This window comes from Methylorubrum subtropicum (assembly GCF_038442325.1).
Taxonomy (GTDB): domain Bacteria; phylum Pseudomonadota; class Alphaproteobacteria; order Rhizobiales; family Beijerinckiaceae; genus Methylobacterium; species Methylobacterium subtropicum.
Genome location: NZ_JBBXMW010000004.1, coordinates 339,473 through 359,332 on the forward strand (window position 1 = coordinate 339,473; position 19,860 = coordinate 359,332).

General features: G+C 70.5%; 18 protein-coding genes. 6 read left to right on the top strand and 12 right to left on the bottom strand.

What is annotated here, in order from left to right; translation table 11 throughout:
* Positions 1-111: 111 nt before the first annotated feature.
* Both AAHG03_RS08520 and AAHG03_RS08525 read right to left on the bottom strand, forming a co-directional pair.
* Positions 112-2,454, bottom strand: a complete 2,343-nt coding sequence (locus tag AAHG03_RS08520) for an OmpA family protein (protein WP_342150173.1) — start codon at positions 2,452-2,454, stop codon at positions 112-114.
* 149 nt (positions 2,455-2,603) lie between these two features.
* Positions 2,604-3,605: a DUF2865 domain-containing protein gene (locus AAHG03_RS08525; RefSeq protein WP_342150174.1), complete on the bottom strand. Its 1,002-nt coding sequence runs from the start codon at positions 3,603-3,605 to the stop codon at positions 2,604-2,606.
* Between the two features lie 152 nt (positions 3,606-3,757).
* Between AAHG03_RS08525 and AAHG03_RS08530 the strand changes: the two genes are divergently transcribed.
* Positions 3,758-4,294 (top strand): CreA family protein, encoded by a 537-nt coding sequence (locus AAHG03_RS08530; RefSeq protein ID WP_342150175.1) that lies wholly within the window; start codon positions 3,758-3,760, stop codon positions 4,292-4,294.
* Between the two features lie 160 nt (positions 4,295-4,454).
* Here AAHG03_RS08530 and AAHG03_RS08535 read toward each other — a convergent pair whose 3' ends face one another.
* Entirely contained in the window at positions 4,455-4,784 is a 330-nt protein-coding gene (locus tag AAHG03_RS08535; RefSeq protein ID WP_342150176.1) for a hypothetical protein, read from the bottom strand.
* Positions 4,785-5,095: 311 nt separating this feature from the next.
* Between AAHG03_RS08535 and cysS the strand changes: the two genes are divergently transcribed.
* Positions 5,096-6,484 carry a cysteine--tRNA ligase gene (gene cysS, locus AAHG03_RS08540; protein ID WP_342150178.1) on the top strand — a complete coding sequence of 463 codons (1,389 nt, stop codon included), beginning with the start codon at positions 5,096-5,098 and terminating at the stop codon, positions 6,482-6,484.
* 147 nt (positions 6,485-6,631) lie between these two features.
* Here the strand turns inward: cysS and AAHG03_RS08545 are convergent, their stop codons facing one another.
* The 4 genes from AAHG03_RS08545 to AAHG03_RS08560 all read right to left on the bottom strand — a co-directional run bounded on the left by AAHG03_RS08545 (position 6,632) and on the right by AAHG03_RS08560 (position 12,619).
* Positions 6,632-7,453, bottom strand: a complete 822-nt coding sequence (locus AAHG03_RS08545) for a CDP-alcohol phosphatidyltransferase family protein (RefSeq protein ID WP_342150179.1) — start codon at positions 7,451-7,453, stop codon at positions 6,632-6,634.
* Positions 7,454-7,480: 27 nt separating this feature from the next.
* Positions 7,481-8,191: a phosphatidylserine decarboxylase gene (locus AAHG03_RS08550; protein ID WP_056245492.1), complete on the bottom strand. Its 711-nt coding sequence runs from the start codon at positions 8,189-8,191 to the stop codon at positions 7,481-7,483.
* 285 nt (positions 8,192-8,476) lie between these two features.
* Positions 8,477-10,390: an ABCB family ABC transporter ATP-binding protein/permease gene (locus AAHG03_RS08555; RefSeq protein ID WP_342150180.1), complete on the bottom strand. Its 1,914-nt coding sequence runs from the start codon at positions 10,388-10,390 to the stop codon at positions 8,477-8,479.
* 315 nt (positions 10,391-10,705) lie between these two features.
* The gene (locus AAHG03_RS08560; protein ID WP_342150181.1) at positions 10,706-12,619 is read right to left on the bottom strand and encodes a LysM peptidoglycan-binding domain-containing protein; all 1,914 of its coding nucleotides are present in this window, start codon (positions 12,617-12,619) and stop codon (positions 10,706-10,708) included.
* A gap of 207 nt (positions 12,620-12,826) precedes the next feature.
* Between AAHG03_RS08560 and AAHG03_RS08565 the strand changes: the two genes are divergently transcribed.
* Both AAHG03_RS08565 and AAHG03_RS08570 read left to right on the top strand, forming a co-directional pair.
* Complete coding sequence (locus tag AAHG03_RS08565; RefSeq protein WP_342150182.1) at positions 12,827-13,429, top strand: LOG family protein; 603 nt, start codon at positions 12,827-12,829, stop codon at positions 13,427-13,429.
* 10 nt (positions 13,430-13,439) lie between these two features.
* Complete coding sequence (locus tag AAHG03_RS08570; protein ID WP_342150184.1) at positions 13,440-14,225, top strand: class I SAM-dependent methyltransferase; 786 nt, start codon at positions 13,440-13,442, stop codon at positions 14,223-14,225.
* Between the two features lie 255 nt (positions 14,226-14,480).
* Here AAHG03_RS08570 and rpsD read toward each other — a convergent pair whose 3' ends face one another.
* Entirely contained in the window at positions 14,481-15,098 is a 618-nt protein-coding gene (gene rpsD, locus AAHG03_RS08575) for a 30S ribosomal protein S4 (protein WP_091950033.1), read from the bottom strand.
* Between the two features lie 292 nt (positions 15,099-15,390).
* Between rpsD and AAHG03_RS08580 the strand changes: the two genes are divergently transcribed.
* Together AAHG03_RS08580 and AAHG03_RS08585 are read left to right on the top strand one after the other, a co-directional pair.
* Entirely contained in the window at positions 15,391-16,587 is a 1,197-nt protein-coding gene (locus tag AAHG03_RS08580) for a lytic murein transglycosylase (protein ID WP_342150186.1), read from the top strand.
* 138 nt (positions 16,588-16,725) lie between these two features.
* Positions 16,726-17,700 (top strand): hypothetical protein, encoded by a 975-nt coding sequence (locus tag AAHG03_RS08585; RefSeq protein ID WP_342150188.1) that lies wholly within the window; start codon positions 16,726-16,728, stop codon positions 17,698-17,700.
* 111 nt (positions 17,701-17,811) lie between these two features.
* On the opposite strand, the gene AAHG03_RS08590 is transcribed toward AAHG03_RS08585, so the two are convergent.
* The 4 genes from AAHG03_RS08590 to AAHG03_RS08605 all read right to left on the bottom strand — a co-directional run bounded on the left by AAHG03_RS08590 (position 17,812) and on the right by AAHG03_RS08605 (position 19,766).
* Positions 17,812-18,210: a HEPN domain-containing protein gene (locus AAHG03_RS08590; protein WP_342150190.1), complete on the bottom strand. Its 399-nt coding sequence runs from the start codon at positions 18,208-18,210 to the stop codon at positions 17,812-17,814.
* Positions 18,207-18,587 (bottom strand): nucleotidyltransferase domain-containing protein, encoded by a 381-nt coding sequence (locus AAHG03_RS08595; RefSeq protein ID WP_342150192.1) that lies wholly within the window; start codon positions 18,585-18,587, stop codon positions 18,207-18,209. Before AAHG03_RS08595 ends, AAHG03_RS08590 begins: the two co-directional genes overlap by 4 nt.
* A gap of 153 nt (positions 18,588-18,740) precedes the next feature.
* Positions 18,741-19,136, bottom strand: coding sequence for a 50S ribosomal protein L19 (rplS, locus tag AAHG03_RS08600; RefSeq protein ID WP_342150194.1), 396 nt, complete (start codon positions 19,134-19,136; stop codon positions 18,741-18,743).
* 81 nt (positions 19,137-19,217) lie between these two features.
* A complete protein-coding gene (locus tag AAHG03_RS08605) occupies positions 19,218-19,766 on the bottom strand; it encodes a hypothetical protein (protein ID WP_342150195.1) in 549 nt (182 codons plus the stop codon).
* Positions 19,767-19,860 lie beyond the last annotated feature (94 nt).

Below are 19,860 nucleotides of genomic sequence, written 5' to 3' on the forward strand. Positions count from 1 at the left end.
TAGCTTCCGGAGATGGCTGAACGAGCGCGGCCAAGCGGCACCGTCGCTCCCCTCTCCCGCCTGCTCCGCAGGCACCCTCCCCCGCGGAGGGGGGAGGGTCAAGCGTCGCGCTTACTGCGGCGGGGCCGACGGCTGCTGCCCGTCCGCCTGCTGCTGGAGCAGCGGGGTGATGCGGCGGACCGTGACGCGGCGGTTCTCGCGGTTGGCGTCTTGCGTGTTCACCTTCAGGTACTGTTCGCCATACCCTTGAGTCGTCAGGTTCTCCGGCGGCACCTGGAAGTTCTGCGTCAGAACCGCGGCGACCGACTGGGCGCGGCGGTCGGAGAGCGACAGGTTGTCGACCTCCGCGCCGACCGCGTCGGTGTAGCCCTCGATCAGGAAGACCTCCTGCGGGTTGGCCTTGATCGCCTGGTTGATCGCCGCCGCGATGGTCGAAAGGCGCTGGGCCTGATCGGGCGTCACGGTGAACGAGCCGGTGTCGAAGGTGATCGTGTTGATGTCCACCGACGGCATCCGGGCGCGCAGCTGCGGCGAGTAGCGCACCTGATCCAGGGTGTAGCGGCGATCGATCGGCACCACCGGCGGGGCGGAGAGCGCCTGATAGACCGTGCGCTCGTCGGCCCGCTCGTAATCGACGATGTAGCGGTCGCGCGGGATGCGGATGTCGGGCGGGGGCAGATCGACGACGTCCTCGTAGATCGGCCGCGGCGCGCCGCCATAGGCGTTGTTGATGAGGAACACCTCGCGCCCGTCGCTGTAGCGGCGGGAGCGGCGCAGGAGGCGTCCGTCGTCGTCCACCACGGTGACGATCTGACCGCCGAGCGGGCTGTCGACGTAGCTGTAGATCTCGCCGCCGCGGCGCTCGCTGCGGTAGCCGCGGTCGCCGTAGATCGTGCGGAAGCGCTCGTTCTCGTCGTGGCGGATGAAGTAGCCGTCGCGGTCGCGCACGATGATGCGGCCCGGCTCGCGGTAATAGGTGCGGCCGTCCACGTCGTATTCCCGGCGGTCGCGCCGGATCGTGTCGTAGTCGCGGATGCGGTAGTCGTCGTCGCGGAAGCCGCCGGGGATGTAGGCCGGGGTGCCGGGCACGTTGAACCGGTCGCGACCCCCGCCGCCGTAGCGGTCGTCGCGGCCGTAGCCGTCACGCCCGTCGCGGCCATAGCGGTCGTCCCGTCCGTCCCGACCGAACCGGTCTTCGCGGTCGCGCCCGTCACGGCCGAAGCCGTCGCGGCGGTCGTCGTCGAGGCGGCCGTTCGGCTGGTAGCCGGGCTGGCCGGGCTGAAACGCACCGGGGGCGCCGGGCGGCGGCGTGCCGACGCCGGGCTGCTGCGCGTTCGGCGGGGTGCCGGGCGGCTGCACCGGACGGCCCGGAACACCGGGCTGCTGGTTCGGCGCCACGGGGCGACCGGGCACGCCCGGCTGCTGGTTCGGCGGCGTCGCCGGGTTGGCGCCGGGCTGGCCCGGACGGCCGGGCCCATCGGCGTTCGGCGGGGTGCCGGGCGGCTGGACCGGGCGACCCGGAACGCCGGGGCGCTGGTTCGGCGGCGTGTCGGCATCGCGGCCGCCGCGGTTCGGACCGTCGCGGTCCGGCGTGGCGTCGCGGCCGGGGCGATCCGGGGTGTTGTCGCGGCCGGGACGGTTCGGGCCGTCACGGTCCGGACGACCGGGCGCGTCGGGACGGTCAGCGTCGCGTCCGCCGCGGGCCGGGGGCTGGTCGGGACGGCCGGGGGCATCGCGGCCGGCAGGGCCGGGGCGATCCGGGGTCGCGTCACGAGCGGGACGGTCGGGCGTCGCGTCGCGGCCGGGGCGCGCCGGGGTGTCCGGGCGGCCGGGGGCATCGGCATCGCGACCACCGCGGGCGGGCGGAGTCGGACGGTCGGGACGATCCGGGCCGTCGCGGTCGGGGCGTGCGGGACGGTCCGGGCGATCCGGGGTCGCGTCGCGACCGGGGCGAGCCGGCGGGGCGTCGCGGTCCGGCGCAGGCGCACGGTCGCGGGCGGCCGGCGGGGTCGGACGGTCGGGACGATCCGGCCCGTCGCGGTCGGGGCGCGCGGGACGGTCCGGACGCTCGGGGCGATCAGGACGATCCGGGCGCTCCTGCCGCTCGGGACGGTCGGGTCTTTCGGGGCGGTCGGGACGCTCGCGACCGCCGCCCGGGGGGCCGCCGCGCTCCATGCCGCCGGGCGGGCCGCCGCGCTCGGGGCCGCCACGCTCCGGCCCGCCGCGACCGCCGCCGGGGCCACCGGGACCGCCCGGTCCACCGCGCTCCATGCCACCCGGACCGCCCGGCCCGCCGCGACCACCACCGGGGCCGCCCGGTCCTTCGGGATCGCGCTGCGCCAGCTCGATCCGCCCGTTGGCGGTCTCGCCGAGGGAGCGGGCGAAGGACAGGTCTGACAGGAGAAGGGCCGGCAGAATCGTACCGGTCAGGAGCAGGGAGCGGGTGATCCGCATGTAGGACGGCCTCGTGAATCGCGATCGGCGGTTCCGAACATTGTCGGGCCGATATGGTTCCCGATCACGAGAGGTCAAATCTCAAGTCGAGGCGGGTTCTCCACTTCGATTCCGCGAATGTTACCGAATCGAACCCGTGGACGCCCCGCTCAGGGCGTGGGCGGGACCGGGACGAGGCCGGGGACGATGACGCGGATGGCGCTGCTGCGCGATTCCCCCGTCGAGCCGGTGGCCTCCGCCGCGGCGGCTTCCGGGGCCGTCGTCGCCACGCCCTCGCGGTTGGCGGCATCGGCCGCGAGCGAGGCCGCGGTCTTGTCGGCGCGGCCGACCAGGGTCAGACGGACCTTGGGCGCCCGCGACAGCCGCTCGGCGGTCATCGGCGTGACGAAGATGTCGCCCTTGTGCCGCACCAGCATGCTCTCGGCCTTGGCGAGCGACTGCGCCCAGCTCTGCCCCTCCTTCTTGCAGGAGCAGTTCGGGACGAAGCTCGTGCGGAACTTGAAGGCGGTCGGCGTCGCCGCGTAGGCGCGGCTGCCCTTGAGGGTCGCGGCGTATTTGAGCGCGTCGTCGCCGTGCGGCATCGAGTAGGCGAGCGATTCGGTGCCGGGGCAGAGCGCCTGACACATCTCGTCGGCGCCCTCGCGGCCGTCGGGGAGGTTGTTCATCGGGAAGTAGGAGCCGTCGCAGGTCTTGACGCAGATCACCTGCGGGCCGCCCCGCGCGGTCTGGCCGCCGGAGAGCCGCGCCTCCTGGCCGGCCTCGGGCACCACGCCGGAGCAGGCGCTCGACACCGCCGCCACGAGCTGGCGGCGGCGGGCGGCCACCACCTCGCCGTCGCCCCCGCCATAGGTGGCGTTGAGCGAGCGGATGCGGGCCTCGACCGCCCCGCATTGCGGCGGGCGGGTGTCGAAGAACAGGAACCGCCCGCCCTCGCAATTGAGGCTGCGATAATACGATTCGAGCCGCGACACCTCGCTCTGGAGCGCGGCGGCCGTGGAGGCGCTGGCGTTCAGGTTGGCGAGTTCGGTCTTGTAGCGCTGGCAGGCCCAGACGTCGCCGGCGGAGGCAGCGCCCCCTTGGGCGAGGACGAGGCCAGCCGCCGCGGCGAGGGCGGCGAAGGCACGGCGAAGCTGCGGTCCGATCAGCGGCATGGGCGGATGCTGGGATCTCGGGCAGGGGGTCGCGGGAGACGGATGGGGCCGGTGCGCGACGGCGAGGCGCCTCACACCTGTGTTAACGCCCCTCGCCGCCGGGGGACAGGGACACCATGTGTTTACGGCCAGGCTTTGAGGGGATTGCGTCGATGATGTGGCTCAGGGGCACCATGGACACCATGCGCGCCGTGACAGTTGCGGCTTGCCTCGCCGCCGCGCTCGTGCCGGTCTCGGCCGGCGCCGCGGACGATCCGGACCGCATCTTCGACAAATCGACGGTGTGGCGCCCGCTCACCCCGAACGACAAGCTCGTGGTCTACGGGATCGACGATCCCGACGTGTCGGGCATCGCCTGCTGGTACACCCAGCCGGAGAAGGGCGGCATCAAGGGCACGCTCGGGCTCGCCGAGGACGTCTCCGACATCTCGCTGTCCTGCCGCCAGACCGGGCCGGTGGTGTTCAAGGACAAGGTCAAGCAGGGCGACGTGGTGTTTAGCGAGCGCCGCTCGCTGATCTTCAAGTCGATGCAGATCGTGCGCGGCTGCGACGCCAAGCGCAACACGCTGATCTACATGGTGTATTCGGACAAGGTGGTGCAGGGCTCGCCGAAGAACTCGACCTCCAGTGTGCCGCTGGCGCCGTGGGGCACGGAAGCGCCGCAGAAGTGTTCGGATTTCGTGAAGTAGGACGAAGTCGAACGCCACTCCGTCATTCCGGGGCTCGCCGAAGGCGAGAACCCGGAATCCACGACTGGCCGCGACGGTACGTGAAGCCGTGCATCACGGGTGGATTCCGGGTTCCGCTGCGCGGCCCCGGAATGACGGCGCGTAAAAAAAATCGAAAAAATCAGTCCTGGCAGGTGATGCGCAGCGGGCGGGCCGCCGTCGGGGCCGGGATCGGGGCGGCGGGGATCGCGCCGGTGTACTCGTCTTGAGCGGCGACGCCGTAGTTCACGGCGCTGGCGTAGCCTTGCGACTCGCACCACGCGTTCGCGACCACTTGTCCGCACTCGCTCGGGCCGCCGCTGAGGCATTCGCCGACGCCGTAGCCCTCTTCGGCCGGGATCAGGAACGTCTTCTCGACATGCGCGCGCGCCGGGGCCGGTTCGCCGGCGAGCGCCTGGGGCGCGGCCGAGGCCAGGGCGAGGGCGAGGACGACGGCGACCGGACGGCGCATGGTGGAGACCCTGTTAACGGATTCGCTCGGTTGCGGAGTGTTCGGACGGCTCGGTAAACAAATCCTTGCACCGACCGCTCACGGTTGCTTGAGCCGGGACGCGGGGGCCGTTCTCGAATTCCTCACGGTTCTGGGTTAGCTCATGCCCGGAGCGGCGACCGTCGCGGCGTTGCAACAGCGAACCCGCGCGGCTCCGGCGGCAATGTGGCAGCGGTTTTCGTGGAACGGCCGAACACGCTGCGGCGCAACGAGAAACCGAGGACGGCGCGTCGCCGTCGCGAAGGCCGGACGGTTCCGGCGGGACCTCTTCGATGACCCCGATGTTGCGGCTCTACAACACGCTGACCCGCGAGAAGGCGGCCTTCCAGCCGATCGATCCGGCGCATGTGCGGATGTACGCCTGCGGGCCAACCGTCTACGACGCGGCTCATATCGGCAACGCCCGGCCGATCATCGTCTTCGACCTGCTGTTCCGGCTCCTGCGCCACCTCTACGGGCCGGGCCACGTCACCTACGCCCGCAACGTCACGGACGTGGACGACAAGATCAACGCCCGCGCGATGGAGCGCGGCATCACCATCCGCGAACTCACCGACGGCACGCTGGCGCAGTTCCATCGGGACATCCGCGCGCTCGGCGTGCTGATGGCGGACGACGTGAACGTGGCGGGCGAACGCCCCCGCTTCGTCGAGCCGCGGGCGACCGACCATATCGGCGAGATGCACCGGCTGATCGAGGGGTTGGTCACGGCCGGCCACGCCTACGTGGCGGAGGGCCACGTGCTGTTCGACGTGCCCTCCATGGCGGATTACGGCGCGCTCTCGAAGCGCCCGCTCGACGAGATGGAGGCCGGCGCCCGCGTCGAGGTCGCGCCCTACAAGCGCTCGCCACTCGACTTCGTATTGTGGAAGCCGTCCAAGGCGGGCGAGCCGTCCTGGCCCTCACCCTGCGGGATCGATGCGCCGGGGCGCCCCGGCTGGCATATCGAGTGCTCGGCGATGTCGTGGAAGCATCTCGGCGAGACCTTCGACATCCATGCCGGCGGCATCGATCTGATCTTCCCCCACCACGAGAACGAGGTAGCGCAGTCCCGCTGCTGCTTCGGCACCGACGTGATGGCGAACGTCTGGCTCCACAACGGCTTCCTGCAGGTCGAGGGGGAGAAGATGTCAAAGTCGCTCGGCAACTTCATCACCATCGGGCAGGTGCTGGCCGACTGGCCGGGCGAGGTCGTGCGCCTCAACATGCTCAAGACGCATTACCGCCAGCCGATCGACTGGACCTTTCGTAGTTTGGAGGAATCCAGTCGGACGCTGGAGCGCTGGTACGATGCGGCGGGCGAGGCCGCGCCGGCCGAGACCGTGCCGGAGCGGGTGGTCGAAGCCCTTTGTGACGACCTCAACACCCCGGCCGCGCTGGGCGAACTGCATCGGCTTGCGGGCACCGACGCCCCGGCGCTCAAGGCGGCAGCCGGGCTGATGGGCTTTCTCGGCGAGACCAAGGCGCAGCGCGAGGCCGCCCGTGTCAGCGCGGCGGGCGTCGATGTGGCGAACGTCGAGGCGCTGATCGCCGAGCGCAAGGCCGCGCGATCCGCCAAGGACTGGGCCGCCTCCGACCGGATGCGCGACGCGCTCGCCGCGATGGGCGTGAGCGTGAAGGACAACAAGGACGGGACGACGACCTGGACGGTGGCGGACTGACACCACCTCATCCTCCCACTCACACCCTCATCCTGATGTGCCGCGAAGCGGCCTCGAAGGAGGGCTCCAGCTCGCTCGCGATCCCTGGAGCCCTCCTTCGAGGCTCCGCTTCGCGGAGCACCTCAGGATGAGGGGGTTTGAAGAGAGTTACGGCGCCGTCTCGGCCGGCGCCGGCTCCTCACCTTCCTGCTTCAGCCGCTTGCGGTACTGCGCGGCGCCGAACGGGATCATGCAGAGATAGCCGAGGCTGATTGCGGCCAAAGCCTCGAACGGGAACGAGATCACGAGGCCGAAGGCGACCACCACGACGAGGAAGATCGGCAGCACGAGGTCGCGCGGCACGCGCTTGCCCCAGGTCTTGCCGGAGAACGTCGGCACGGTGGAGACCACGAGAAGCGCGATCACGAGTTCGTAGCCCAGGATCAGCCCCGTGCTCCATTGCGGGAACGGCACGTCGAGGAAGTGCAGGTAGAGCGGCAGCATGCCGGTGAGCGCGCCCGCGGGGGCGGGCATGCCCACGAAGTAGTCCTTCTTCCATTCCGGGCGGTTCGGGTCGTCCAGCATCGCGTTGAAGCGGGCGAGCCGCAGGCACATGGCGATGGCGAAGACCAGCGAGACGATCCAGCCGACCGATTTCAGGTTGTGCAGGGCGAAGCTGTAGAGGATCAGCGCCGGGGCGCAGCCGAAATTGACGAAGTCGGCCAGCGAATCGAGTTCCGCGCCGAAGCGCGAGGTGCCCTTGAGCAGGCGGGCCACCCGCCCGTCGATCCCGTCGAGGCCGGCGGCGACCACCACGGCCAGCACGGCGGGCTCGAACTTGCCCTCGAACGCGAGCCGGATCGCGGTAAGCCCGAGGCAGAGCGCCAGCAGGGTGATCATGTTCGGCGCGATGATCCGGAACGGCACCGGGCGGAAGCGCCGCGGGCGGTCGTTCGGATCGGGCGCGAAGGGCGGGAAGAGATCGTCCATGGGGGCTCCGGCTCGTCTCGTTGCCGATCAGATACGGCGGAAGGCCCGCTCCGGGCCACCCCCGAGATCGGCCAGCACCGTCTCGCCCGCCACCGCCTTCTGGCCCAGCCCGACGAGGATGCGGGTGCCGACGGGGAGGTAGACATCGACCCGCGAGCCGAAGCGGATCAGGCCGAAGCGCTCGCCGACCTGCTTGGTCTCGCCCGCCGCCACGAAGCCGACGATGCGCCGCGCCACGAGGCCGGCGATCTGCACCACGCCGATCCGCAGCGGCTGGCCGCGGTGCGTCGTCTCCATGACGATGCCGTTGCGCTCGTTGTCGTCGCTCGCCTTGTCGAGTTCGGCGTTGAGGAACAGGCCGGGGGTGTAGTGGATCTGCCCGATCTTGCCGGTGACCGGCACGCGGTTCACGTGGCAGTCGAACACGTTCATGAACACCGAGATGCGCAGCATCGGCTCGTGCGAGAGGTCGAGCTCCGGCGGGGGCAGGACGGTGGAGATCAGGTTCACCCGGCCGTCGGCGGGCGACACGATCAGGCCGTCGCCGACCGGCACGACGCGCTCGGGATCGCGGAAGAAGTAGCAGACCCATAGCGTCAGGATCAGGAACACCCAGGCGAAGAACTGCGAGAACAGCCCGGCGCCGACGGTGAGCACGATGCCGATCAGGATGAAGGGGTATCCCTCCTTGTGGATCGGCACGAGCGTCCGGCGGATCGTCTCGATGAGGTCGGTCATGGCTTCGCGGGGCTTTTCGGCGTGCGGTTGCCCGCGCCGGATGGCAGGGGGTGGGGCGAACGTCAACCGCGGGGAGGGGTGGCGCGGGGCTGTGAACCGCATCGGCGGTCGATCAGGCCTGACACCCAGCCCACCACCGTCATTCCGGGGCGCCGTAGGCGAACCCGGAATCCACGACTGGCCGCGGCGGTGCAGCTTCAGCCGGGCATCCCGCATCACGGGTGGATTCCGGGTTCCGCTTCGCGGCCCCGGAATGACGGTGGTCCATTCGAGTCTTCTCGATCGTCAGCCCACCGGCTCGCTCTCGCGCGGGGCGCCGAGCGTCTTTTCGTCCTCGGCCTGCTTCAGCGCCTCGCGTGCCGCGTCCGCCTGCCGCTGGCGGTCCCACAGGGCGGCGTAGACGCCACCCCGCGCCAGCAGGCCGGCATGGTCGCCGCGCTCGACGACGCGGCCCTGATCCAGCACGAGAATTTCGTCGGCGTTGACCACCGTCGAGAGGCGGTGAGCGATCACCAGCGTGGTGCGGCCCTGGCTGACCCGGTCGAGCGCCGCCTGGATCTCGCGCTCGGTGAACGAATCGAGTGCCGAGGTCGCCTCGTCGAGGACGAGGATCGGCGGGGCCTTGAGGATGGTGCGGGCGATGGCGACGCGCTGCTTCTCGCCGCCCGACAGCTTCAGGCCGCGCTCGCCCACCGGGGTCTCGTAGCCCTCGGGCAGGCTCTCGATGAAGCGGTCGATCTGGGCGAGCCGCGCCGCCTCGCGCACCTCCGCCTCGCTCGCGTCCCAGCGGCCGTAGCGGATGTTGTAGCCGATGGTGTCGTTGAACAGCACCGTGTCCTGCGGGACCATGCCGATGGCCGCCCGCAGCGTATCCTGGCGCACCGCGGCGATGTCCTGCCCGTCGATGGTGATGCGGCCGGCTTGCGGCTCGTAGAAGCGGAACAGCAGGCGCGACAGCGTCGACTTGCCCGCCCCCGAGGGGCCGACGATGGCCACCGTGCGCCCCGCCGGCACCTCGAACGAGACGCCGCGCAGGATCGGCCGCTCCGGCACGTAGGCGAAGCGCACGTCCTCGAACCGCACGGTGCCGGCCGGGACCGCCAGCGCCGGGGCGCCGGGGCGGTCGCTGATCTCGGGGTTGCGGTCGATGATGCGGAACATGTCGTCGATATCGACCAGCGCCTGTTTGATCTCACGGTAGATCATGCCCATGAAGTTCAAGGGCATCGAGAGCTGCACCAGCATCGTGTTGACGAGCACGAACCCGCCGATGGTGGTGCGCCCGGCCATGATGTCGCGCGCGGCGAGCGCCATCACCGCGGTCATGCCGAGGGTGAAGATGACGGCTTGACCCGCGTTCAGGACCGCCAGCGAGACGTAGGTCTGCGTCGAGGCCTTTTCGTACTTCTCCATCGAGGCGTCGTAGCGGGCGGTCTCGCGGTTCTCCGCGCCGAAATACTTCACCGTCTCGTAGTTCAGCAGCGAATCGACCGCCTTCGTCGTGGCGTCGGTGTCGGAGTTGTTCATCCGGCGGCGGATGCCGATGCGCCACTCGGTCGCCTTCCACGTGAAGCCGAGATAGGCCGCGATCATCGTCGCGACGACGGCCGAGTAGAGCCAGTCGAACTCGTAAGCCAGGATGCCGAGCACGAGGGCGAGTTCGACGATGGTCGGCACCAGCGTCAGCACCATCAGGCGCGACAGTTCCTCGATGCCGTTGCGGCCCCGCTCCAGCACGCGGGTGAGGCCGCCGGTCTTGCGCTCCAGATGGAAGCGCAAGGAAAGCCGATGCATGTGCTCGAAGGTGAGGAGGGCCAAGCGGCGCACGGCGTGCATCGCCACTTTGGCGAACAGCCCGTCGCGCACCTGCGTCATCGCCGCCATGGCGACCCGCGACAGGCCGTAGAGGCCGATGAGTAGGAACGGCGCCGAGATCAACCCGGCCGGGACGGCGGCCGGCGCATTCTTGTCGGTCGCCGCCACCAGCGCGTCGGTCGCCCACTTGAAGGTGAACGGCATCACCATCGTGGCGGCCTTGGCCAGCATCAGCAGACCGAAGGCGAGGAAGATGCGGCGCTGGAGGTCGCCCCGGCCGTGCGGCCAGAGATAGGGCCACAGGCGCCGGTAGGTGGCCAGAAGGCCGGGTCGTTCGAGCGGCACGGACGCGCTCGGCGCCGCCGGCTCGGATGCGGTTGCCATGAGGAAATCGGGATGCGGATGCGGGGGTGACGGCCTGGGCGCGGGGGCGCTCAGGGCTGTCGATGCCCGGGATATAGGCGCAACGCAGCCCGCGCGCATCCGGCGCGGGGACGCATGCTGCCATGAGCCTGTCGCCAGAGAGGCTGTTCGACCGGCTCATCCGATCAAACCCCCTCATCCTGAGGTGCGAAGCACAGCGAAGCCTCGAAGGAGGGCTCCAGCGGATCGCGCGATCCCTGGAGCCCTCCTTCGAGGCTGCTTCGCAGCACCTCAGGATGAGGGGATTGGATGGGGTGAGCCGAGCCGAACGGGCTCTCAGGTCCGCTTCGGCGCCGGATTGTCCGCAGCGGCCGGGGCATCCTTCGGCAGCACGAAGATCTGCCCCGGATAGATCAGGTCGGGATCGCGGATCTGGTCCTGGTTGGCGTCGTAGATCACCGTGTAGCGGTTGCCCTTGCCGTAGGTGCGGCGGCTGATCTGCCACAGGCTGTCGCCGCGGCTGATCCGCGCCGTGCTGATTTCGGGGACGAACACGGTTCCCGGCACCTCGGCCATCCGCCCGGCCTCGGGGGAGGCGGCCTCCGGCAGCCGGGGCGCGAGGGCCGCCGCGGCGGCGCCGTCGGTGGCGGGCTTCGGGGTGCCGACACCGGTGCCGGCCGCGACGGAGGGCGTGCCGGGCGCCACCGTGCCGGGAGACGCCGCAGCGGGCGGCGGGACGGTGGTGGGGTCGAGCGTGAGGCTCGGCGCGGGCCGGGCCTCGGGCGCGGTCTGCGACGGCGGGGCCTTGGCCGGGGCGGGCGCGCCCGGCGCCGTCCGCTCGGCCGCCTTGTCCGCGGAGCGCTGCACCTGAGCCTGCGTCTGCCCGCTCGGCGAGGCGCCGTTCCGGGGCTCCGCGGCATCCCCGAAACGGGGCGCCCCGGCTTGCATCTCGGTTGATCCGGCGGCGCCGCGGCGCTCCGGCGGGGCGGTTTCGGCCATCTTCGGGGTGGCGGGTTTCGCGTCAGGCCTAGCCGCGCTCGGCGCCGGCTTCGCCGCGTCGGCGGTCGTCGGAGGGGTCTTCGTGGACGCCGGAGTGCCGTCCGTCGGCCTGCTCTCGGCCGGTTTCGGCTCGCTCGGTTTGCTGTCCGCGGCCTTGCGGGCGCCGGGCGCCTCCGCGGCGGCGACGCGGGGCGCGCTCTCCGGATAGGTGAAGGCGACCTCGGCGCGGCGGCGGACCTTGCCGCCGGCCGGATCGACCGCGTCGATCCGCACCTGATAGGCGCCGGGGCGCACGCCGCGGCCGATGGTGAAGGCGATGCGCCCGTCCGCGCCGGGGCGGCCGGAGGCCACCAGGGTGTCGTTGAGATAGAGCCGCAGGGTGCTGTCGGTGGGGGCCTGCGCGGTCACGTCGAGCCGCCCGCCGTCCTGCGCGTCGATGCTGACGATCCGCGGCGCCGCCTCGGACGCGGCCGGCTTGTCCTTCGCTGCGTCGGGGACCCGCGCCGCCTTCGCCGCGGGCGCCTCGGCCTGGGCCGACCCCTTCCGCTCAGCCGACTTGCCCGGCTCCGCGGGGAGCGCGCCGGGCGCGGCCTTGCCGGGGGTGTCGGCGAAGGCGGTGGTGGGGCGGCCGGTGCCGGCCTCCGGGGCGTCGGGCTGCGACAGCACCCGCGTCGGCGCATCGGGTGCCGAGAGGGCGATCAACGGCTTGGCGTCGCGCTTCTCGGCGACGACCACGGTGACGCTCTCGCGCCCGCGCAGCGGCTTGCCGTCCGGCCCGGTGGCGCGAAGCGCGATCTCGCTTGATCCCGTCGGCAGGTCCGGCGGCGTCAGCGCGAACTGACCCGCGGCGTCGGCCTTGCCCTCGGCATAGGGCTTTCCGTCGCGCAGCAGCTCCACCTTCGCGTTCGGCGCGGTGCGTCCGGCGATGACGCTCGCCCCGTCCGGCTCGACGCGGACGATGTCGAAGCTCGGCGCACCCTCGAGCTCGGCGGAGGCTGCGCCCGGCGCGGGGCCGGCCTCCGGAGCGGGGGTTTTCCCTTGCGGCGGCGGCGTGAGAGCGGCAAGAGGAGCAGCCTTGTCCGATCCCGAAGAGGCCCCGCTCTGAGCGTCTTGCGAGGTCTCGGGGGAGGAGCCGCCCGCCGCGTTGCGCTTGAGGAGTTCTCCCGTTCCGAACAGCGCGACGACCATGGCGAAGCCGCCGAGCAGGCCCGCAAGCGCGAGCACGATGCCTCGCCGCACCTCAGCCGTCATGGCTCACAGACTCCCGCTCATCCGCACCGTGGCGCGCCGTCCTCGGACCGTTCGCAGCGCCATCGACAACCCGTCTCGATCACCTGACATATTATCGAACATGAGAAGAACGCCAAAGCTCGAACCCGCCTATCGACCGGATTCGCGTGGTTACTCAGCACTTTTCCGTGCGCATGACGTGGTTTTGCACGCCTTCGGGAGCCTGTGATGGAGCGTCTCACCTCGGTCTGCGTCTATTGCGGCTCCGGCTTCGGCGGCGATCCGGCCTTTGCCGAGGCCGCGCGCACGCTCGGCGCCGCGCTCGGCCGCGAGGGCATCCGCCTCGTCTACGGCGGCGGCAATGTCGGCCTGATGGGCACCGTAGCGCAGGCGGCCCTGGATGCCGGCGGCCACGTCACCGGCATCATCCCGGATTTTTTGAAGTCGCGCGAGCGCATGCTCGACGCGATCCAGGAAACCGTCGTGGTCTCCGACATGCACACCCGCAAGAAGCTGATGTTCGACCGCGCCGACGCCTTCGTGGCGCTCCCCGGCGGCATCGGTACGCTGGAGGAACTCGTCGAGCAGATGACCTGGGCGCAGCTCGGCCAGCACGCCAAGCCGATCCTGCTCTTGTCGGTCAACGGCTTCTGGGACCCGCTGATCACGCTGCTGGACCACATGCGCGGCCACGGCTTCATCCGCGAGGGGCTCGACCTCAACTACCTCGTCGGCACCGATCCGGCGGCGGCGGTGGCGCAGCTGCGCGGGGCGCTGGCGAAGGCCGAGCCCGCGCCGCAATCCGACGCCCTGATCGCCGAGCGGTTCTGAGCCAAGGCCCATGGACGCGACCGCCCCGACGCAGTTCGGCCCGCATACGGGGCTGCACTATGAGAAATTTTTGGCCCGCCTGTCCCGCAACGCGGCGGTGGAGCGCTACCTCGAGATCGGCGTCGCCCGCGGCACCGTGTTCGCGCAGGTCGCCTGCCGCCACGGCATCGGGGTGGACCCGGAATTCGCCCTCGCGGCCAATATCGGGGCCAACAAGACGCGGGTGTCGCTCTATCAGGTGATGAGCGACGTGTTCTTCGAGCACCTGCAGCCGCGCCGCCAGCTCGGCGGGCGCATCGACCTCGCCTTCCTCGACGGCATGCACCTGTTCGAGTTCCTGCTGCGCGATTTCATGAACACCGAGGCGATCGCCCGGCGCGACTCGATCCTCTGCCTGCACGATTGCCTGCCGCTCGCCGAACCGATGGCCGAGCGCGATCCGATGCAGGCGCATGCGCGCAGCCAGGGCACGCCTTACGCCGATTGGTGGACCGGCGACGTCTGGAAGGTGGTGCCGATCCTGGCGAAGTACCGGCCCGACCTCACCGTGATGCCGGTCGATTGCGCGCCCACCGGCCTCGTGGTGGTCACCGGGCTCGATCCGTCGTCGCGGGTACTAAAAAAGAACTACGACGCCATCGTCCGCGAATTCTCGGCGATGCCGAACGACGCGGCCGGCATCGCCCGGATGTACGCCGCCCATCCGCTGGTCCCCGCCGAGGAGGCCCTGCGCCGGCTCGGCGGCCGGTCGTACCGGCACGGCCGCGGCGGTTTCTTTCGCCGGTTGTTCGGTTGATGCCCGTCTCGGGCTGATCGCTTCGGGCCCCGATCCAAACTCGTCATTGCGAGGCGAGCCGAAGCAATCCAGCGCTCCGCACGATCAGGCCGGAGCGCTCGCGTTGCCGCCTCGTCGGCGCGGGCTCGCTCTGTTCGAGCAGCACGCGCCCTGGATTGCTTCGGCTTCGCCTCGCAATGACGGTGAGCAACCCAAACGAGAAAGGGCCGCCCCGAGGGGCGGCCCTTTCCGTATCCGGACGAGGTCCGGAAAAAATCAGCGGGAGTAGAACTCGACGACGAGGTTCGGTTCCATCTGGACCGGGTAGGGCACCTCGGACAGGCCGGGGATGCGGGTCACGCGGGCGGTCATCTTCTGGTGATCGACCTCGATGTAGTCCGGCACGTCGCGCTCGGAGAGCTGCGAGGCCACGACCACGATCTCGAGCTGGCGGGAGGCTTCCTTCACCTCGATCAGGTCGCCGACCTTGACCTGGTAGCTCGGGATGTTGACCCGGCGACCGTTGACCTTGACGTGGCCGTGGTTGACGAACTGGCGCGCGGCGAACGGGGTCGCGACGAACTTCGAGCGGTAGACCACCGCGTCGAGGCGGCGCTCCAGCAGGCCGATCAGGTTCTCGCCCGAGTCGCCGCGCAGGCGGATCGCCTCGGCGTAGTAGCGGCGGAACTGCTTCTCGGTGATGTTGCCGTAATAGCCCTTGAGCTTCTGCTTGGCGCGCAGCTGCGTGCCGAAGTCGCTCATCTTGCCCTTGCGGCGCTGGCCGTGCTGGCCGGGGCCGTACTCGCGGCGGTTCACGGGGCTCTTCGGGCGGCCCCAGATGTTCTGGCCCATGCGGCGATCGAGCTTGTGCTTCGCCTGGACGCGTTTGGACATTCGCTGTTCCTCTGGAACAAGACTTATCGAGGAACGCGCCCTCCTTTCCCTCCGGCCGGAGCCGTCACGAGGGCGACAGAGCGGACGTTGCCGCTCGCGGGTGCGCATGAAAACGACGCGGGGCCCCGCTGAGGAGCCCCGTTCGTCCGCGCCTGCTAGCCGAGAAGGGCGGCGGCGTCAATTCGTGAACGAGGTGCGACGGCGCGGATGAGCCGTCCTCACGCTTCGTTAACCCTCGTGTCGCCTGAATCTGCCCCAAAGAGTCACGCGATCCGCCGGAGAACACCCGACCATGCCGACGCCGACCCCTCGCGCCAGCCTGATCGCCCTCGCGCTCGCCGCAGGCCTGATTTCCACCTCCGCGCGGGCCGACTTCCAGTCCTGCCTCGCCGGCATCCAGGCCCAGGCGGCGGGCGCTGGCGTTTCGGCCCAGACCTTCCGGGCGGCGACCAGCGGGATCAGCTACGACGACAAGGTGATCGAGCTGTCCCAGGCCCAGCCCGAGTTCAAGACGCCGATCTGGGACTATATGTCGGCGCTGGTCGATGAGGAGCGGGTCGAGGATGGGCGCGCCGCCATGCGCCAGCACGCGGGGGCGCTCGCGAACGCGGAGGCCCGCTACGGCGTCGATCGCCATACCATCGCCGCCGTGTGGGGCGTCGAATCGAACTTCGGCAAGAATCTCGGCAAGATGCCGCTGGTGCAGTCGCTCGCCACGCTCGCCTGCTCGGGCAACCGCCGCCGCGACTTCTTCCGCGGCGAACTGATCGCGACGCTCAAGATCATCGAGCGGGGCGACATCGAGGCCTCGCGGCTGACCGGCTCCTGGGCCGGCGCCTTCGGCCAGACCCAGTTCATGCCGACGACCTACCAGCGGCTCGCCGTCGACGGCGACGGCGACGGGCGGCGCGACGTGGTCGATTCGGTGGCCGATGCCGTGGCCTCCACCGCCAACTTCCTGCGCGTCGCCAAGTGGTCGAACGGGCAGCCCTGGGGCTACGAGATCAAGCTGCCGCGCGGCTTCAACGTCGGGGCGGCCGGCCGCAAGAACAAGCACGCGGTCGGCCATTGGTCCTCGCTCGGCGTCACCCGCATCGACGGGCGCCCGCTGACCGGCGAGGGGCCGGCCGGCATCATCGCGCCCGCGGGCATCGACGGCCCGGCCTTCCTCGTGACCAAGAACTTCGACGCGATCTATTCCTACAACGCCGCCGAATCCTACGGGCTCGCCATCGCGGTCCTGTCCGATCGCCTGCGCGGGCGCGCGGGGGTCCAGGCCGCGTGGCCGACCGACGATCCGCCGCTGTCGCGCGCCGAGCGCCGCGACCTGCAATCGCGCCTGATCGCCCGCGGCTACGATGTCGGCGAGCCGGACGGCAAGGTCGGGTCAAAAACCCGCGAGGCGATCAAGGACATCGAGCGCCGGCTCGGCATGCCGGCCACTGGACGGCCGGGCGGCAAGGTGCTGGAGGCGCTGCGGCGGGGGTGAGGCTCGCGCCGGCCGCGGCGAACCGGGGCAGCCTGTGGCCCGGCTACACTCGACGCCGCGCGGGGAAACGGCATTCTACGGTTGTCTTTCCCTTCGCGGCGCCCGCGCTTCGCTCGGGGCCCCGGTTCGAGGCCTGCCATGTCGTCCCTCACCCGCCTGATCGCGGCCTCCGGCCTCGCCCTTGCCGGCCTCGTCGGGGGCGCCGAGGCTCAGACGCCACAGCCGGGCTCCTGCCTGTTCACCCAGTTCAAGACGAAGTCGCCGGGCTGCACCGATCAGGTGCTCGCCCTCTCGTCCGGCCTATCCTCGGGGACGTTCAACGTCGGCATGCCGCCGATCGGGTACCTGGCCGAGACGTTCCTGCGCTCGCCGACCGAGCGGGCGCGCATCCTCGCCGCGCCGGGCGACAAGGGCGCGGTCGTCTTCGTCCTGGCGGGGCTGCTGCGGGCCGGCCTCACCGAGGACGCCGAGCGCTTCGCGGCGGCGACGGAATCGGGATCGCTGCTCCAACGCCTGAAGGCGATGCGGCTGCTGACGCTGTCCGACATTACGGAAGCGGGCTTCACCACCGCCAAGGACTACGAGTTCCTGGCCGGCGCCTACGGTGCGTCGGGCAACCGCCGCTACCTCGACCTGATCCTGACGACCTTCAACGGCATCGACGAGAAATCCGCCGCACTCGGCCTGCGCCTGGGCCTGCTCACGGTGAAATGGGGGGCGAATGCCGCCCCCGCCGGCCACCCATCGAAGATCCTTCGAAATCTCTGCGGGCAGATCGATTGCAAGGTGAACCCGATCGAGGCCCAGCGCATCCTGGGGCTGGTCGCGGCCTACGGCGCGGTCAGCACGATCGCGCGGGCGGATGCGGGCACGAAGAAGCTGCTGGACGCCAGCATCGGCAAGCATAAGGCGCTGAAGGCGATCCTGGCGAAGGAGCAGGCCTATCTGAGCAATTACGTTGCGGCGCTGACGGTCTCGCGCATCCTGACCGGCGGGCCGGGCGAGAACGTCGCCGCCCGCGAGGCGGCGCTGCGCTCGATCGAGACCTACGAATCGTTCGGCCCCCTGCCGCAGGCCCTGCCGGGGGCGGCTACGGCGGAGGCTCGGCCTTAGAGCATCGGCCCGAAAGGTGGATACCGGCTTTCGGACAAAAGCCGATGCGGCACAGAAACTTGGACAATCGTCCTGAATTTCATATTCAGGACGATTGTCTAGCGGCACCGGCTACGGCGCGAAAAACTGCTCCCGCAACGCGGCGACGAAGGTTTCGGCGCGCGACACGGCCCAATCGGCATCCTTGAGGGTCGGCGCTCCGCTGGCGTAATCGGCCCGGACGCGGATGTCATGCATGCGGTTGAACGCGCGTCCGAGTGCCGGATCGACCATGCCGTCCCGGACGAGGATCAGACCGAAGGCCGCGATGAGACCGCGATGCGTCTTGCTGCTCGCCTCGTCGGTCCGATGGCCGCGCACCAGAAGCGCGGCCCGCGCGGCGTCGAACATGGCGTAGTAGGCCCGGTTGCAAGCCCCTTCGGTGACGCCGGGCTTGAGGAGGAGGTCGGCCGCTGCCAGAGCCGTCTCGGCCTTGCGCAGAAAATCCCGCGCCGCGGCGAGGTCGCTCACAACCTCACCCCGTCGCGCAGGATGTTGGCGAGAAGAGCCGGATTCTCGAAGCGGTCCGGGTGCCGCATCTCCTCTTCCCAGAGCGGGAAGGCCTGCACGAGGAGCCCGGCCTCCATCAGCACGTCGAAGGCGATCTCCGCCATCTCGCCGGACACGTCGCCGCGCTCGTCGCGGCTGCCGCTGCCGCTCAGGACGACGGCGAGATCGGCATCGCTCTCGGCCGTGTGGGTACCGCGGGCGCGGCTTCCGAACAGGATGATGTCCCGCACGGGATAGCGCCCCTCGATGCGGTGAAGGAACGCGCGGACGGCGCGCGCCGTCACCGGATCGGGGATCGGTGGCCGGGCCGTCGTGTGGGTCTGCTCAAGTTCGGGCATCGCCCGCGAGTATGGGTGCAACGCGTGCGCGACGGAAGAATGCGCGATCCGACGATCCGCCGATTGCCGAATGAAAAACCCGCCCCGGGCATCCCGGAGCGGGTTTCTTGGATCGGGAATGCCCCCACCGGCGCGGGAACAAGTCCCAAAAAATCACTCGGCGGCGGCGGCCGGCTTCTTCTCGCCCTTGGCGGCGCGGTCGCTGCGCTCGACGATGCGGGCGGACTTACCGCGGCGGTCGCGCAGGTAGTAGAGCTTGGCGCGGCGGACCTTGCCGCGGCGGACCACCTTGATCGAATCGATCATCGGGGAGTGCACGGGAAAGACGCGCTCCACGCCCTCACCGTAGGAGATCTTGCGGACGGTGAAGTTCTCGTTGAGGCCGCCGCCGGCGCGGGCGATGCAGACGCCCTCGTAGGCCTGGACGCGGGTGCGCTCGCCTTCCTTCACGCGGACGTTGACGATCACGGTGTCGCCCGGCTCGAAATCCGGGATGGTCTTGGCAAGACGGGCGATCTCTTCCCGCTCGAGCTGCTCGATGACGTTCATGGTAAGCTCCGGCCGTTGAGCCCGTCGCTGAAGGCGTCGGGCGTCAGGATTTCGGCATCCTGTTGTGAGTTGGGCCGCCCTCTAGCCGATGTCGGCCGGCTTGTCGATGGCCTCGTCCGGCAACGGCTCCGGCGCCTCGCGCAGCCAGCGTCGCATGTGCGGGAAGGGCAGGGCGCCGTGGGCCTGCGCCGTCGTCGCGTCGTAGGTCAGCCCCATCCATTGCAGCAGCGGCAGGCCGGGGGCGGTCCCTGAGCCGAACAGCTCGGCGAACCACGCCGACGACCCGCGATATCCGCCCGGATGGAACACCACCGCGGGGTCGAGCCGCAGATGGGTCAGCGCCGCCCAGGACCACGCGATGGCGGCGATCTCGTCGCCCATGTTCTGGCTGATGTCGAGGCTGCGCCGCGCCCGCACCTCCGGGGTCATCACCGCGATGTGCCCGGCCTCGTGCAGCAGGTCGCCCGGATAGGTCATGCGCGCCTCGTCCACGAGGAGCCGCCCGCATTCGATGCGGATGCCCGGCACGAAGCAGCGCCCCGGCAGGTCGGCGGGCTCGACCGGGATGCCGATGCCGGACAGGAAGGCGGCGATGCGCGCGGTCTGCGGGTCGGCGAAGGCGGTATCCATGGCGAATCGCGTCACAGGAGCAGGAGACCCATCATGCAACCGCGACCGTCCGCGATCAACGCGGGGAGCGCGGTTGAGAATCCAGGCGCCCCGG